This is a genomic window from Pseudomonas soli (assembly GCF_021283165.2).
Taxonomy (GTDB): Bacteria; Pseudomonadota; Gammaproteobacteria; order Pseudomonadales; family Pseudomonadaceae; genus Aquipseudomonas; species Aquipseudomonas soli.
The window spans coordinates 4,342,688-4,358,116 of sequence record NZ_CP128543.1; the positions used below are offsets into that span (position 1 = coordinate 4,342,688).

General features: G+C 62.6%; 12 protein-coding genes and 6 tRNA genes. 6 read left to right on the top strand and 12 right to left on the bottom strand.

The window, feature by feature from the left end:
* Positions 1 to 159: 159 nt before the first annotated feature.
* From LU688_RS20055 to lpdA, 4 genes are read left to right on the top strand one after another with little or no spacing between them, the layout of a single operon-like run.
* Positions 160 to 1,392: a 3-methyl-2-oxobutanoate dehydrogenase (2-methylpropanoyl-transferring) subunit alpha gene (locus tag LU688_RS20055; RefSeq protein ID WP_094011875.1), complete on the top strand. Its 1,233-nt coding sequence runs from the start codon at positions 160 to 162 to the stop codon at positions 1,390 to 1,392.
* A gap of 1 nt (position 1,393) precedes the next feature.
* Positions 1,394 to 2,452 carry an alpha-ketoacid dehydrogenase subunit beta gene (locus tag LU688_RS20060; RefSeq protein WP_038706568.1) on the top strand — a complete coding sequence of 353 codons (1,059 nt, stop codon included), beginning with the start codon at positions 1,394 to 1,396 and terminating at the stop codon, positions 2,450 to 2,452.
* Complete coding sequence (locus LU688_RS20065) at positions 2,453 to 3,721, top strand: dihydrolipoamide acetyltransferase family protein (protein ID WP_094011874.1); 1,269 nt, start codon at positions 2,453 to 2,455, stop codon at positions 3,719 to 3,721.
* Positions 3,722 to 3,723: 2 nt separating this feature from the next.
* Entirely contained in the window at positions 3,724 to 5,103 is a 1,380-nt protein-coding gene (gene lpdA, locus LU688_RS20070; protein WP_038706570.1) for a dihydrolipoyl dehydrogenase, read from the top strand.
* A gap of 71 nt (positions 5,104 to 5,174) precedes the next feature.
* Here lpdA and LU688_RS20075 read toward each other — a convergent pair whose 3' ends face one another.
* Positions 5,175 to 6,173, bottom strand: coding sequence for a sensor domain-containing diguanylate cyclase (locus LU688_RS20075; RefSeq protein WP_023629442.1), 999 nt, complete (start codon positions 6,171 to 6,173; stop codon positions 5,175 to 5,177).
* A gap of 256 nt (positions 6,174 to 6,429) precedes the next feature.
* Here LU688_RS20075 and LU688_RS20080 point away from each other — a divergent pair, with 256 nt between their 5' ends.
* Positions 6,430 to 6,954: a hypothetical protein gene (locus LU688_RS20080; RefSeq protein ID WP_232888127.1), complete on the top strand. Its 525-nt coding sequence runs from the start codon at positions 6,430 to 6,432 to the stop codon at positions 6,952 to 6,954.
* Positions 6,955 to 7,000: 46 nt separating this feature from the next.
* Here the strand turns inward: LU688_RS20080 and LU688_RS20085 are convergent.
* Both LU688_RS20085 and phnN read right to left on the bottom strand, forming a co-directional pair.
* Positions 7,001 to 7,077: transfer RNA gene (locus tag LU688_RS20085), tRNA-Arg, on the bottom strand.
* 74 nt (positions 7,078 to 7,151) lie between these two features.
* Positions 7,152 to 7,775 (bottom strand): phosphonate metabolism protein/1,5-bisphosphokinase (PRPP-forming) PhnN, encoded by a 624-nt coding sequence (gene phnN, locus LU688_RS20090; protein WP_094011873.1) that lies wholly within the window; start codon positions 7,773 to 7,775, stop codon positions 7,152 to 7,154.
* 345 nt (positions 7,776 to 8,120) lie between these two features.
* Here phnN and LU688_RS20095 point away from each other — a divergent pair, with 345 nt between their 5' ends.
* Entirely contained in the window at positions 8,121 to 8,447 is a 327-nt protein-coding gene (locus LU688_RS20095) for an Arc family DNA-binding protein (protein ID WP_003254499.1), read from the top strand.
* A 65-nt stretch (positions 8,448 to 8,512) separates the two neighbouring features.
* Here the strand turns inward: LU688_RS20095 and mgtE are convergent, their stop codons facing one another.
* The 9 genes from mgtE to alaS form a co-directional block, all read right to left on the bottom strand.
* Positions 8,513 to 9,955, bottom strand: coding sequence for a magnesium transporter (gene mgtE / locus LU688_RS20100; RefSeq protein WP_023629439.1), 1,443 nt, complete (start codon positions 9,953 to 9,955; stop codon positions 8,513 to 8,515).
* A gap of 400 nt (positions 9,956 to 10,355) precedes the next feature.
* Positions 10,356 to 10,432 (bottom strand) — tRNA-Arg (locus LU688_RS20105).
* 72 nt (positions 10,433 to 10,504) lie between these two features.
* Positions 10,505 to 10,581, bottom strand: a tRNA-Arg gene (locus LU688_RS20110).
* Between the two features lie 72 nt (positions 10,582 to 10,653).
* Positions 10,654 to 10,730: transfer RNA gene (locus LU688_RS20115), tRNA-Arg, on the bottom strand.
* Positions 10,731 to 10,800: 70 nt separating this feature from the next.
* Positions 10,801 to 10,877: transfer RNA gene (locus LU688_RS20120), tRNA-Arg, on the bottom strand.
* Between the two features lie 48 nt (positions 10,878 to 10,925).
* Positions 10,926 to 11,016: transfer RNA gene (locus tag LU688_RS20125), tRNA-Ser, on the bottom strand.
* A gap of 72 nt (positions 11,017 to 11,088) precedes the next feature.
* A complete protein-coding gene (gene csrA, locus LU688_RS20130) occupies positions 11,089 to 11,277 on the bottom strand; it encodes a carbon storage regulator CsrA (protein ID WP_003254503.1) in 189 nt (62 codons plus the stop codon).
* 168 nt (positions 11,278 to 11,445) lie between these two features.
* Positions 11,446 to 12,681: an aspartate kinase gene (locus LU688_RS20135; protein ID WP_028691060.1), complete on the bottom strand. Its 1,236-nt coding sequence runs from the start codon at positions 12,679 to 12,681 to the stop codon at positions 11,446 to 11,448.
* Between the two features lie 83 nt (positions 12,682 to 12,764).
* Entirely contained in the window at positions 12,765 to 15,389 is a 2,625-nt protein-coding gene (gene alaS, locus LU688_RS20140) for an alanine--tRNA ligase (RefSeq protein WP_160291116.1), read from the bottom strand.
* Positions 15,390 to 15,429: the final 40 nt, after the last annotated feature.

Here is a 15,429-nt window from a genome sequence, read left to right on the forward strand (position 1 = left end):
TTATCTGCGCCACAGGAGAAAGGCAACGAACTTGAGAGAAAAATTCTCCTGCCGTCCCCCTATGATGTAAAAAGACGCTGACCTGCCAGTCACGAGCCGGCAGTCAGCGGCGGCCGCTTCAAAGCTCACAAAAACAACATTCGAGCGAGCGTAAAAAGCATGAACGAGTACGCCCCCCTGCGTCTGCATGTGCCCGAGCCTACAGGCCGGCCAGGCTGCCAGACCGATTTCTCCTACCTGCGCCTGAACGACGCCGGTCAAGTCCGTAAACCCCCTATCGATGTGGAAGCCGCCGACACCGCGGACCTTTCCTACAGCCTCGTGCGCGTGCTCAACGAGCATGGCGACGCCGTTGGCCCGTGGGCCGAGGGCATCGAGCCGCAGGTGCTGCGCCAGGGCATGCACGCCATGCTCAAGACGCGCATCTTCGACAGCCGCATGGTGGTTGCCCAGCGTCAGAAGAAGATGTCCTTCTACATGCAGAGCCTGGGCGAGGAAGCCATCGGCAGCGGCCAGGCCCTGGCCCTGAACCGCACCGACATGTGCTTCCCCACCTATCGCCAACAGAGCATCCTGATGGCCCGCGACGTGTCGCTGGTCGACATGATCTGCCAGCTGCTGTCCAACACCCGTGACCCGCTCAAGGGCCGCCAGCTGCCGATCATGTATTCGGTGCGCGAGGCCGGCTTCTTCACCATCAGCGGCAACCTGGCCACCCAGTTCGTCCAGGCGGTCGGCTGGGCCATGGCCTCGGCGATCAAGGGCGATACCAAGATCGCCTCGGCATGGATCGGCGACGGCGCCACTGCCGAGTCCGACTTCCACACCGCGCTGACCTTCGCCCACGTCTACCGCGCCCCGGTGATCCTCAACGTGGTCAACAACCAGTGGGCGATCTCGACCTTCCAGGCCATCGCCGGGGGCGAGTCGACCACCTTCGCCGGCCGTGGCGTGGGTTGCGGCATCGCTTCGCTGCGTGTCGACGGCAACGACTTCATCGCGGTCTACGCCGCTTCGCGCTGGGCCGCCGAACGCGCTCGCCGCGGCCTGGGCCCGACGCTGATCGAATGGGTCACCTACCGTGCCGGCCCGCACTCGACTTCGGACGATCCGTCCAAGTACCGCCCGGCCGACGACTGGAGCCACTTCCCACTAGGCGACCCGATCGCCCGCCTCAAGCAGCACCTGATCAAGCTTGGCCACTGGTCCGAGGAAGAGCACCAGGCGGTCACCGCCGAGCTCGAGGCCGAGGTGATCAAGGCGCAGAAGGACGCCGAACAGTTCGGCACTCTGAGCAACGGCCATATCCCCAGCGCCGCGTCGATGTTCGAGGACGTGTACAAGGAAATGCCCGACCACTTGCGCCGTCAGCGCCAGGAACTGGGGGTCTGAGATGAACGATCACAACAACAGCATCCATCTGGAAAACGCCATGTCCACCACCACCATGACCATGATCCAGGCCCTGCGCTCGGCCATGGATGTCATGCTCGAGCGCGATGACAACGTGGTGGTCTATGGCCAGGACGTTGGCTACTTCGGCGGCGTGTTCCGCTGCACCGAAGGCCTGCAGACCAAGTACGGCAAGTCCCGCGTGTTCGACGCGCCGATCTCCGAAAGCGGCATCGTCGGCACCGCCGTGGGCATGGGCGCCTATGGCCTGCGCCCGGTGGTCGAGATCCAGTTCGCCGACTACTTCTACCCCGCCTCCGACCAGATCGTCTCGGAAATGGCCCGCCTGCGCTATCGCTCGGCCGGTGAGTTCATCTCCCCGCTGACCCTGCGCATGCCTTGCGGTGGCGGCATCTACGGCGGCCAGACCCATAGCCAGAGCCCCGAGGCGATGTTCACCCAGGTCTGCGGCCTGCGCACCGTCATGCCATCGAACCCCTACGACGCCAAGGGCCTGCTGATCGCCTCGATCGAATGCGACGATCCGGTGATCTTCCTTGAGCCCAAGCGCCTGTACAACGGCCCGTTCGACGGCCACCACGACCGTCCGGTGACGCCGTGGTCCAAGCACCCGCACAGCGCCGTGCCGGATGGCTACTACAGCGTGCCGCTGGACAAGGCGGTGATCACCCGCCCGGGCAACGACGTCACCGTGCTGACCTACGGCACCACCGTGTATGTGTCGCAAGTAGCGGCCGAAGAGAGCGGCGTCGACGCCGAGGTCATCGACCTGCGCAGCCTGTGGCCGCTGGACCTGGAGACCATCGTCGAGTCGGTGAAGAAAACCGGCCGCTGCGTGGTCGTGCACGAAGCCACTCGCACCTGCGGCTTCGGCGCGGAACTGGTATCGCTGGTCCAGGAGCACTGCTTCCATCACCTCGAAGCGCCGATCGAGCGCGTCACCGGCTGGGATACCCCCTACCCCCACGCACAGGAATGGGCCTACTTCCCCGGCCCTTCGCGGGTAGGCGCGGCACTGAAACGGGTCATGGAGGTCTGAATGGGCACGCACGTCATCAAGATGCCGGACATTGGCGAAGGCATCGCGCAGGTCGAGTTGGTGGAATGGTTCGTCAAGGTCGGCGATGTGATCGCCGAAGATCAAGTGGTGGCCGATGTCATGACCGACAAGGCCACCGTGGAAATCCCTTCGCCGGTCAGCGGCAAGGTGCTGGCCCTGGGCGGCCAGCCTGGTGAGGTGATGGCGGTCGGCAGCGAGCTGATCCGCATCGAAGTCGAAGGCAGCGGCAATCATGTCGACACGCCTCAGGCCAAACAGGCCGAGCCGGCACCTGCAGCGGTACAGGCCGCGGCCCGCCCCGAGCCCCGCGTCGAGCCCCAGCCGCAGGTTGCCGCGACCCACGCAGCCGCGCCCATCGTGCCGCGCGAGGCCCATGACAAGCCGCTGGCCTCCCCGGCGGTACGCAAGCGTGCCCTGGATGCCGGTATCGAACTGCGCTACGTACACGGTAGCGGCCCGGCCGGGCGCATCCTGCACGAAGACCTCGACGCCTTCATCAGCAAGCCGCAGAGCAGTGCCGGGCAGGCACCCGGAGGCTACGGCAAACGCACCGACAGCGAGCAGGTGCCGGTGATCGGCCTGCGCCGCAAGATCGCCCAGCGCATGCAGGACGCCAAGCGTCGTGTCGCCCACTTCAGCTACGTCGAAGAAATCGACGTCACTGCCCTCGAGGCCCTGCGCCAGCAGCTCAACGCCAAGCATGGCGACAGCCGCGGCAAGCTGACCCTGCTGCCGTTCCTGGTGCGCGCCATGGTCGTCGCCCTGCGCGACTTCCCGCAGATCAACGCCACCTACGACGACGAAGCCCAGGTCATCACCCGCCACGGCGCGGTGCACGTCGGCATCGCCACCCAGGGTGATAACGGCCTGATGGTGCCCGTGCTGCGCCATGCCGAAGCCGGCAGCCTGTGGAGCAACGCCAGCGAGATCGCCCGTGTCGCTCACGCGGCGCGCAACAACAAGGCCAGCCGTGAAGAGCTGTCCGGTTCGACCATCACCCTGACCAGCCTCGGCGCCCTCGGCGGCATCGTCAGCACCCCGGTGGTCAACACCCCGGAAGTGGCGATCGTCGGCGTCAACCGCATGGTCGAACGACCGGTCGTGATCGACGGCCAGATCGTCGTGCGCAAGATGATGAACCTGTCCAGCTCGTTCGACCACCGCGTGGTCGATGGCATGGATGCCGCACTGTTCATCCAGGCCGTGCGCGGCCTGCTGGAACAGCCTGCCTGCCTGTTCGTGGAGTGATCATGCAAGAGCTCATCAACACCACCCTGCTGATCATCGGTGGCGGCCCCGGCGGCTATGTGGCCGCCATCCGCGCCGGGCAACTGGGCATCCCCACCGTGCTGGTCGAAGGCCAGGCCCTGGGCGGCACCTGCCTGAACATCGGCTGCATTCCGTCCAAGGCGCTGATCCACGTGGCCGAGCAGTTCCACCAAGCCAGCCGCTACACCGAACCTTCACCGCTGGGCATCAGCGTGTCCTCGCCGCGCCTGGACATCAGCCGCAGCGTCGAGTGGAAGGACGGCATCGTCGACCGCCTCACCAGCGGCGTCGCCGCGCTGCTGAAAAAGCACGGTGTGAAGGTGATCCATGGTTGGGCGAAGATCCTCGATGGCAAGAGCGTCGAAGTCGAAGGCCAGCGCATCCAGTGCGAACACCTGCTGCTGGCCACCGGCTCCAGCAGTGTCGAACTGCCGATGCTGCCGATTGGCGGGCCGATCATTTCCTCCACAGAGGCCCTGGCGCCCAAGGCCATGCCCGAGCACCTGGTGGTGGTCGGCGGCGGCTACATCGGCCTGGAACTGGGTATCGCCTACCGCAAGCTGGGCGCCAAGGTCAGCGTGGTGGAAGCCCGCGAACGCATCCTGCCGACCTACGACGCGGAGCTCACCGCGCCGGTGGCCGACTCGATCAAGAAACTCGGCATCGCCCTGTACCTGGGCCACAGTGTCGAAGGCTATGCCGACGGCTGCCTGCTGGCCAGCGACGGCCAGGGTGGGCAACTGCGCCTGGAAGCTGACCAGGTGCTGGTGGCCGTGGGTCGCCGTCCACGCAGCAAAGGTTTCGGCCTGGAAAGCCTGGACCTGAAGATGAACGGCGCCGCCATCGCCATTGATGAGCGCTGCCAGACCAGCATGCGCAACGTCTGGGCCATCGGCGACGTGGCCGGCGAGCCGATGCTGGCGCACCGGGCCATGGCCCAGGGCGAGATGGTCGCCGAGATCATCGCCGGCAAGACGCGACGTTTCGAGCCGGCCGCAATCGCCGCGGTGTGCTTCACCGACCCGGAAGTGGTGGTGGTCGGCAAGACCCCGGAACAGGCCGGCCAGCAAGGTGTGGATTGCATCGTCGCGCAGTTCCCCTTCGCCGCGAATGGCCGGGCCATGAGCCTGGAGTCGAAGAGCGGCTTCGTGCGCGTGGTGGCTCGCCGTGACAACCATCTGATCCTCGGCTGGCAAGCCGTGGGCGTGGCAGTTTCCGAACTGTCCAGTGCCTTCGCCCAGTCCCTGGAGATGGGCGCGCGCCTGGAAGACATCGCCGGGACCATCCATGCCCACCCGACGCTGGGCGAGGCGGTACAGGAAGCGGCGCTGCGCGCCCTGGGGCACGCACTGCACATCTGATTGAAGACACTGAAGCGGCACTAGCCGATTTGGCCCGCTGCGCCCCAGGCGCCGCGGGTCTTTTTTGACCATCACTCGGCTACGGTGTTCTTGCCATCCGCCTTGGCCCGATACAGCGCCTGATCCGCCCGTGCCAGCAACCCGCCGACATCGTCACCCTCACGCCACTGCACCACGCCATAGCTCATGGTCAGCCGACACGTGCCGATGGGCTCGATCGCCGCCATCGCCGTGCGGATCGCCGACGCCACCTCACAGGCCTGTTCCAGCGATGTGCGCGGCAACACCACGGCAAACTCATCACCTCCCCAGCGGGCCAGCAGCCCCCGACCACCCAGGCACTGACGGATGCGCTCGGTGACCTCGATCAACGCGGCATCCCCGCGGGCATGACCGTGCAGGTCGTTGATCGGCTTGAAGTCGTCCAGGTCCATGGCGATCAATGCCAGTGGCTCACGGAAGCGCCGGGCGCGCTCACACTCCTGCTGGAGCGTTTTCTCCAGGCGATAGCGGTTGGCGGTACGGGTCAACGCATCCCGCTCGGCCAGCTCGCGGTTCTCATCCAGTTGCCGCTGCAATTGCTGGTTGACCCATGACAGCTCACGGGTACGTTCGGCCACCTGGCCCTCCAGCGATTGGTTGCGCTGTTCGAGCTCCTCCACCAGGCGCTTGCCTGCGTCGATATTGCGATGGGCCCCGAGCATTCGCGCCACCGAGCCATCGGCGTTGCGGGCGATGATATGGCCGCTGTCCTCGACCCACAGGTAACTGCCATCCTGGCAACGGCACCGGTACTCGATGCGGTAGCGCTCGTTGCGCTGGGTGATATAGGCCTCGAAATGCGCCATCACCCGCGGATAGTCCTGCGGGTGTATCACGCTTTCCCAGGTCAGCACGGAGTTGTCCAGCGAGTGACTGGGGTAACCCAGCATCGCGTACCAGCCCGGGTTGCGGTAGACGTAGCCGCTGTTGGCATCCCAGTCCCAGATGCCGTCGCTGATCAGTTCGAACAAGGTGTGCAATTGCTGCTCGGTGAAGCCAGCCGGTATCGGCTTTGCTGCCTGACTCATGGACGCTCTCCCTGTTGCCCAGCAACTGCGCCCCGTAACCGGTGCTGCCGACACTTGCTATTTTTTGCCGCTAGCGGCAATACCGTTCCTCTGCCGGGCAAGCATATTCCGAGCGAAAGGTCGCCGGAATAGCCCTTACGGCCTATTTTGCCGCTCCACCACCGCTGGCACAGCTTTTGCCCCTTTAGTCGCCTCTCTAACAGTCGTTCATGGAGGAAACATGCTTATCACAGCGAACGGCCTGGGGTGGCAGACCGTGCAGCAACAGCAACGCAGCGTTCTCGAACAGTCTGCAGCACAGTTGCCTGCGCTCCAGCCGCTGATGGCCAGCGCGAAAACCTCAGCACAGCAGAACAATCAGGGCAGCACTTCGCAGCAACACGCCGAAGACAATCGCAAGGAGGCCTTCGCCAAGCTGATGGTCATGCTGCAGAATCCGGACGCGGCCAAGCGTGAACAGGCCAGCGTGGGCAAACAGGAAGGATCCAGCGCCCTACAGGAGTTTCGCGATTACATGGCCAAGTCGCCGGCAGAGAAGATCAAGGAAAAGATGCTTCAGGAGCTCGGCTTGAGTCCGGAGGAGTACGACGCGTTGCCGCCCGAGCAAAAAATGAGGGTCGATCAGCTGATCGCTCGACGTATGCAGGAAGAGATTGAAGCGAAGGTCCAGGCCAAGGTCGAACATCAGGCGCAAAACGCGCAGGTCGCCAGCCAGTCGCAGGGCAGGCTAGCCTCTGAGGATGCCCGGGATACCGAGCAACGTTACAGCGCCCAGCTCTGAGGCAGGTACGCGGGCACACTGGGCTATGGAAAAGCACAAGGGGAAATGGCGTCCCAGGCAGGATTTGAACCTGCAACCTTCCCCTTAGGAGGGGGATGCTCTATCCAATTGAGCTACTGAGACACTGGAGCCAACAGCGGACGCTGTACGGCGGGGACGGCGAGCATGTTAACCAGCATGTGCGCATTTGTCATGTATCAATCGGGCATTATGCACGTCGGCCTTTTACCCTCCGTGTCAGCGATCACGCCTTCGCTACGCAACAGTGCAATCAACGCCTCCACCGCACCGGCCAACGACCCGGAATTGTCCACGACATGCACGCCGGAATCGTAGGCCTGCAGCCTGAAGTTTCGGGCCAGGCGCTGCTCGATCTGCTCGGTGCTCTCCCGCCCCCGGGCTAGCAAGCGCTGGCGCAGTACCAGCGGTGAAACGACCAGCCCCACGGCCACGAGGTCGGGATAGCGCTGCCGGGCAATCGGCAGGTACGCCCGGGAACCGTTGACCAGTACCGAGCGCCCTGCAGCGAGCCAGAGATCCAGCTGTGCTGGGATGCCATAGCGCAGGCCATTGGCCTGCCAGTCCAACGCAAAGGCCCCCGCTTCGCGCATCGCCTCGAAACGTTCTGCGCTCACGCCATGCGCGGCTTCACCCTTTGCTTCGGCAGAGCGCGTGATGACCCTCCGGGCGGTTTCAATCCCTTGGGCGAGCAATCGCTCACGGACCGCCTCGAGTAGGGAATCTTTTCCCGCCCCAGACGGTCCCATGAGGTATATCAAGCGACCCCTTGAGGCCGCCCCACCGCTTGCGTCATATTGCATAGCCACTATGCTCAATGTATGGAAAACCAGCGCATTTAGTGATTTTCCCTGACCCTTTGCTGTCTTTTACCAGATTTTGACGGCATTTGTCTGACACCTGTGCAATTCGATGAATGTGAAACTTTTCAAACCAGTGCTCATTTCTGATAATTGGTACTGGCAAAAAGCCTTTATCGAGATCACTATTTGTCACAGAATTGACGCCAAGGAAACGGCGACCATGAGGCAAGATGAAGAACCAAAATCACATCACGGTTGAACATTTTGTCGTCGCCGCGGTCGTACTTCCACCGTGCGGCCAATTTGAGAACCGCTCCCCTGAACCAGAACAACCGGTCAATTTATATGCGCCCAATGAAACAGGCTATCTACTCCAGCCGCACCGCTGACAAGTTTGTCGTCCGCCTGCCAGACGGGATGCGTGAGCGCATTGCCGAGGTAGCGCGCAACCATCACCGCAGCATGAACTCCGAGATCATCGCCCGCCTGGAGCAGAGTCTCATCCAGGAAGGTGCTCTGGGTGACGAGCTGAGCATGCGCCTGGACAGCCCAGAGCTCAGCCTTCACGAACGCGAACTGCTGCAACGCTTCCGCCAGTTGTCCCACCGCCAGCAGAATGCGCTGGTCGCCCTCATCGCTCACGATGTGGAAATGGCCGCCGACGCGTCCTGATCCAACCAAGCGCACACAAAAAAGCCAGCGTAAGCTGGCTTTCTTGTTTCTGGCGCTCCCTCGACCTACATCAGGAACAGCGTTGCCAGGCCGAGGAAGATAAAGAATCCACCGCTGTCGGTGACGGCAGTGATCATCACGCTCGACCCCATTGCCGGATCTCGGCCCAGGCGCGTCAGCGTCATCGGGATCAGTACACCCATCAGCGCTGCCAGCAGCAGGTTCAAGGTCATCGCGGCGGTCATGACCAACCCCAACGACCAACTGCCGTACAGCCAGAACGCCACCACCCCGATCACACCACCCCAGACCAGGCCATTGATCAACGATACCGCCAGCTCCTTGCGCATCAGACGGCTGGTGTTGCCCGGTGACACCTGGTCCAGTGCCATGGCGCGAACGATCATGGTGATGGTCTGGTTGCCGGAGTTACCGCCGATACCGGCAACGATCGGCATCAATGCCGCCAGGGCCACCAGCTTCTCGATGGAGCCTTCGAACAGGCCGATCACCCGCGACGCCACAAACGCGGTGATCAGGTTAATGGCCAGCCAGGCCCAACGGTTGCGCAGCGAGCGCCAGACCGAGGCAAAGATGTCTTCCTCCTCGCGCAGACCGGCCATGTTGAGCACTTCGCTCTCACTTTCCTCACGGATCAGATCGACCATTTCATCGATGGTCAGGCGGCCGATCAAGCGCTCTTTCTTGTCCACCACCGGAGCGGAGACCAAGTCGTATCGCTCGAAGGCCTGAGCCGCGTCGTAGGCATCTTCCTCGGGGTGAAAGGTCACCGGGTCATTGGCCATGACCTCCGCGACTTTCTTGTCCGGGTCGTTGACCAACAAGCGCTTGATGGGCAGCACGCCCTTGAGAATACCGTCGTAATCGACCACGAACAGCTTGTCGGTGTGCCCTGGCAGCTCTTTGAGCCGGCGCAGGTAGCGCAATACCACTTCGAGACTGACATCTTCGCGGATGGTGACCATCTCGAAGTCCATCAACGCACCGACCTGCTCCTCGTCGTAGCTCAGAGCCGAGCGCACACGCTCGCGCTGCTGGGCATCGAGGCTCTCCATGAGCTCATGAACGACATCGCGAGGCAATTCCGGAGCCAGGTCGGCGAGTTCGTCGGCGTCCATCTCCTTGGCGGCCGCCAGCAACTCGTGATCGTCCATGTCGGCGATCAGGGTCTGGCGCACGGCATCGGAGACTTCAAGCAGGATGTCGCCGTCACGGTCGGAGCGCACCAACTGCCAGACCGTCAGGCGATCGTCCAGGGGCAGGGCTTCGAGGATGTAGGCGATGTCGGCGGGGTGCAGGTCGTCGAGCTTGCGCTGCAGCTCGACCAGGTTCTGGCGGTGGACCAGGTTTTCCACCAGGTCATGGTGATGACCTTCCTGACGGTGCGTCAGGTCCTCGACCACCCGCTGGCGCTGCAACAGTTCGATCACCTGGGCCAGGCGATCCTGCAGGCTGTCTTGGGTTTTCTTTACTTCGATTTCGGTCATAGGCGAACTCCACTCCCAGCAGCGGAGCACGCCGGGAGAATCAATCGGTCAGATCTGTCTGTATGAAGCGTGTTAGCGAGTAACTACTGGGTAAGTCCATGGTGGTATTCCACAAGCCCCGGCGGGGCTGACGGGCGCAATCATACACTGTGCAAGCTGTCGGATCGCTTAAATTTTTGGCTAGAACAATCGTTTGCGCGCTAAAGCTATGACAACGCTCGAAGCCATCAGTGCGACGGTTGCTCTGGCGTTAAAAGCACATTCGTTTTGTATCGACTCGATCTACAGCAGCAGATCCTTGCAAGGTTCGCCTACAGCAGTAGCTTAGATGGACATCTGCGACAATTCAGCGCATACGGAAAACAAAAAGCCCGCTCAAATGAGCGGGCTTCTTGATGTATGGCGGACTCAGCAGGATTCGAACCTGCGACCGCTCGGTTCGTAGCCGAGTACTCTATCCAGCTGAGCTATGAGTCCGTGGTGGTAGTTTTAGGCCAGATTACCACTGGCTTGTTGAAGCGTCTTTGCAAGCAGAGCCACTTCAAAAAGTGGCGGACTCAGCAGGATTCGAACCTGCGACCGCTCGGTTCGTAGCCGAGTACTCTATCCAGCTGAGCTATGAGTCCGTGGTTGGTAGTTTTAGGCCAGATTACCACTGGCTTGTTGAAGTGCCTTTGCAAGCAAAACCACTTCAAAAGTGGCGGACTCAGCAGGATTCGAACCTGCGACCGCTCGGTTCGTAGCCGAGTACTCTATCCAGCTGAGCTATGAGTCCGTGGGGTAGTTTTAGACCAGATTACCACTGGTTGATTGAAGCAGCCTCGCAAGCAAAGCCACTTCAAAAGTGGCGGACTCAGGAGGATTCGAACCTCCGACCGCTCGGTTCGTAGCCGAGTACTCTATCCAGCTGAGCTATGAGTCCGTGTCTTGCTGTGCCATTCGAATCGCTTGAAGCGCTTCAGGCAAATAATGGCGGTGAAGGGGGGATTCGAACCCCCGATACCCTTATGAGGTATACTCCCTTAGCAGGGGAGCGCCTTCGGCCACTCGGCCACCTCACCGCAACACGAGGCGAATATTAAACACACCCTTCCTCGTTTGCAACCCTTTTTTTGAAAAAAACTTCAAAAGAATTAAAGGCTTGGCTCCTCGTCCTTCTCTTTCTTGATCCGCAGGTAGATTTCCTCGCGGTGAACGGCCACTTCTTTCGGCGCGCTCACGCCGATACGCACCTGGTTGCCTTTGACACCCAGGACCGTCACGGTGATCTCACCGTCACCAATGATCAGGCTCTCGGCGCACCGACGAGTCAGAATCAGCATAGTTTTCTCCTCACATGAATCTTCAGGGACAACAGTCTTTGAAAAGCTGGGCCTGGCCGGGGACGACGGCACTGGCCCGGATCGACCGCCACGGCTGCCTGGACAGGGACAGCCGCTGCGACCAGAAACGCGAAGGGCGCGGCAAGCCGCGCCCCTCCAGGCAGCGTGTCACTCACCCTGTCGGGCAGGAGCATCGAGCTCGAACGCGGTGTGCAGCGCGCGTACGGCCAGCTCCAGGTACTTCTCTTCGATCACCACCGAGACCTTGATCTCGGAGGTGGAGATCATCTGGATGTTGATGCTCTCCTTGGCCAGGGCCTCGAACATGCGACTGGCAACCCCTGCGTGGGAACGCATGCCGACGCCGACGATCGATACCTTGGCAATCTTGGTGTCGCCGATCACTTCACGCGCGCCGATCTCGCGGGCGGTGTTCTCCAGCACGCTCAGCGCCTTCTCGTACTCGTTGCGGTGCACGGTGAAGGTGAAGTCGGTGGTGTTATCGTGCGAGACGTTCTGCACGATCATGTCGACTTCGATGTTCGCGGCGCTGATCGGGCCGAGGATCTTGAAGGCAACGCCTGGGGTGTCCGGGACGCCACGAATGGTCAGCTTGGCCTCATCACGGTTGAAGGCGATACCGGAAATGATCGGCTGTTCCATGGATTCCTCTTCATCGATGGTAATGAGGGTACCCGGACCCTCCTTGAAGCTGTGCAGCACGCGCAGCGGGACGTTGTACTTGCCGGCGAACTCCACCGAGCGGATCTGCAGCACCTTGGAACCGAGGCTGGCCATTTCCAGCATCTCTTCGAAGGTGATCTTCTCCAGGCGCTGGGCCTGGGGCACGACACGCGGGTCGGTGGTGTAGACGCCATCGACATCGGTGTAGATCTGGCACTCGTCGGCTTTCAGCGCCGCCGCCAGGGCCACGCCGGTGGTGTCGGAGCCGCCACGACCGAGGGTGGTGATGTTGCCGTGCTCGTCGACACCCTGGAAACCGGCAACCACCACGACACGGCCGGCCTTGAGGTCGGCGCGGATCTTCTGGTCGTCGATCTGCAGGATGCGCGCCTTGTTGTGCGCGCTGTCGGTGAGGATGCGCACCTGGTTGCCGGTGTAGGACACCGCCGGCACGCCACGCTTCATCAGGGCCATGGACAACAGGGCGATGGTGACCTGCTCGCCGGTCGAGACGATCACGTCCAGCTCGCGGGGTTCGGGCTTGTCGGTGATCTGCTTCGCCAGGTCGATCAGGCGATTGGTTTCCCCGCTCATCGCCGACAGCACGACCACCAGGTCGGTGCCTTGCTCGCGGAATTTCTTGACCTTGTCGGCAACCTGCTCGATCCGCTCGATGGAACCGACAGAGGTACCGCCAAATTTCTGTACGATCAACGCCATTTCAAAGGTGCCTCAGCCCTAAAGGGCCCCAAAAAACAATCCAACATGAAACGACCGGCGACTAGACCGCCGGCCGCCTCATCTCAAAGTCCCTGCTCGGCGAACGGCACTGCCAGGGCCAGGGCCTTGTCCAGCGCGGCGACGTCGACGCCACCACCCTGGGCCATGTCAGGGCGACCGCCGCCCTTGCCACCGACCGCCGCAGCGGCTTGTTTCATCAGATCGCCAGCCTTGAGTTGGCTGGAGAGGTCCTTGGTCACGCCAGCCACCAGCACGACCTTGCCCTCATGCTCGCTGCCCAGCAGGATCACTGCATGGCCGAGCTTGTTCTTCAGCTGATCGACGAGCGCCAGCAGGGCCTTGCCATCCTGCCCATCCAGGCGGGCGGCGAGGACCTTGGCACCCTTGACCTCAACGGCCGCGTTGGAGAGATCGTCCCCGGCGGCGCTGGCGGCCTTGGCCTGCAGCTGCTCGAGCTGCTTTTCCAGCTGGCGGTTGCGCTCAAGCACAGCCGACAGCTTGTCGATCAGGTTGTCGCGGTTGCCCTTGACCAGCTGCGCGGCTTCCTTGACCCGCTCTTCGGCAGCGTTCAGGTAGGCCAGCGCAGCGGCGCCGGTGACCGCTTCGATACGGCGCACGCCAGAGGCCACGCCGCCTTCGCTGATGATCTTGAACAGACTGATGTCGCCGGTGCGCTTGGCATGGATGCCGCCACACAGCTCGACGGAGAAATCACCGCCCATGCTCAGCACACGCACGGTGTCGCCATATTTCTCACCGAACAGTGCCATGGCGCCCTTGGCCTTGGCGGTTTCGATATCGGTCAGCTCGGTCTCGACCGGGGTGTTCCTGCGCACTTCGCGGTTGACGATGTCTTCCAGGGCCTTGATCTGCGCAGGCGTCACCGCCTCGAAGTGGCTGAAGTCGAAACGCAGGCGCTGACTGTCGACCAGCGAGCCCTTCTGCTGCACGTGATCGCCCAGCACCTGGCGCAACGCTTCGTGCAGCAGGTGAGTGGCCGAGTGGTTCAGCGAGGTGGCGTGTTGCACCTCGGCATCGACCTTGGCCTCGACCGGCGAGCCGATGACCAGCGCACCGCTGGCGACCACGCCGTGGTGCAGGAAGGCACCACCGGTCTTGGTGGTATCGCGCACGTCGAAGCGCGCGGCAGCGGCCTGCAAGTAGCCGCTGTCGCCAACCTGGCCGCCGGACTCGGCGTAGAACGGCGTGCGGTCGAGCACGACCACGCCTTCCTCGCCTTCGCCCAACTGGTCGACCGACTGACCATCCTTGTACAGGGCGACGATCTTGCCTTGCCCTTCGGTAGTGTCGTAGCCGAGGAAATCGGTGGCGGTGTCGACCTTGACCAGGCTGTTGTAGTCCATGCCGAAGGCGCTGGCGGAACGGGCACGCTCGCGCTGGGCTTCCATTTCACGCTCGAAGCCGGCTTCGTCGATGGTCAACTCGCGCTCGCGGGCGATGTCGGCGGTGAGGTCCATGGGGAAGCCGTAGGTGTCGTACAGCTTGAACACCACGTCGCCCGGGACGACCTTGCCCTGCAGTTGGGCCAGGTCCTGCTCGAGGATGCGCAGGCCCTGCTCGAGGGTCTTGGCGAACTGCTCTTCCTCGGTCTTGAGCACGCGCTCGATGTGCGCCTGCTGGCTCTTCAGCTCAGCGAAGGCTTCGCCCATCTCGGCCACCAGGGCGGCGACGATCTTGTGGAAGAAGCTGCCCTTGGCGCCCAGCTTGTTGCCGTGGCGGCAGGCGCGGCGAATGATGCGGCGCAGCACGTAGCCACGGCCTTCGTTGGACGGCAGCACGCCGTCGGCAATCAGGAAGCCGCAGGAACGGATATGGTCGGCGACCACTTTCAGCGATGGCTGGTCGTCGTTGCTGCAGCCGATGGCTTCGGCGGCGGCGGCCAGCAGGCTCTGGAACAGGTCGATCTCGTAGTTCGAGTGCACGTGCTGCATCACCGCACTGATGCGCTCCAGGCCCATGCCGGTGTCCACCGACGGGGCGGGCAGCGGGTGCAGGACGCCGTCGGCGGTACGGTTGAACTGCATGAAGACGTTGTTCCAGATCTCGATGTAGCGGTCGCCGTCTTCTTCCGGCGAGCCGGGTGGGCCGCCCCAGATGTCGGCGCCGTGGTCATAGAAGATCTCGGTGCACGGGCCGCACGGGCCGGTGTCGCCCATGGTCCAGAAGTTGTCGGAGGCGTACGGGGCGCCTTTGTTGTCGCCGATGCGCACCATGCGCTCGGCCGGCACGCCGACTTCCTTGGTCCAGATGTCGTAGGCTTCGTCGTCGCTGGCGTAGACGGTGACCCACAGCTTTTCCTTGGGCAGGTTCAACCACTTGTCCGAGGTCAGGAAGGTCCAGGCGAAGGTGATGGCATCGCGCTTGAAATAGTCGCCGAAGCTGAAGTTGCCCAGCATCTCGAAGAAGGTGTGGTGACGGGCGGTGTAGCCGACGTTTTCCAGGTCGTTGTGCTTGCCACCGGCGCGCACGCACTTCTGGCTGCTCACGGCGCGGGTGTAGGCGCGCTTTTCCTGGCCGAGGAAGCAGTCCTTGAACTGGTTCATGCCGGCGTTGGTGAACAGCAGGGTCGGGTCATTACCCGGGATCAGGGAGCTGGAGGCAACGCGAGTATGTCCCTGCTCTTCGAAGAAGCGGAGGAAGGCTTCACGGATTTCTGCGCTTTTCATAGGTTCTTCCACGGAAACGGCGGCCACACGTCGAATCGAC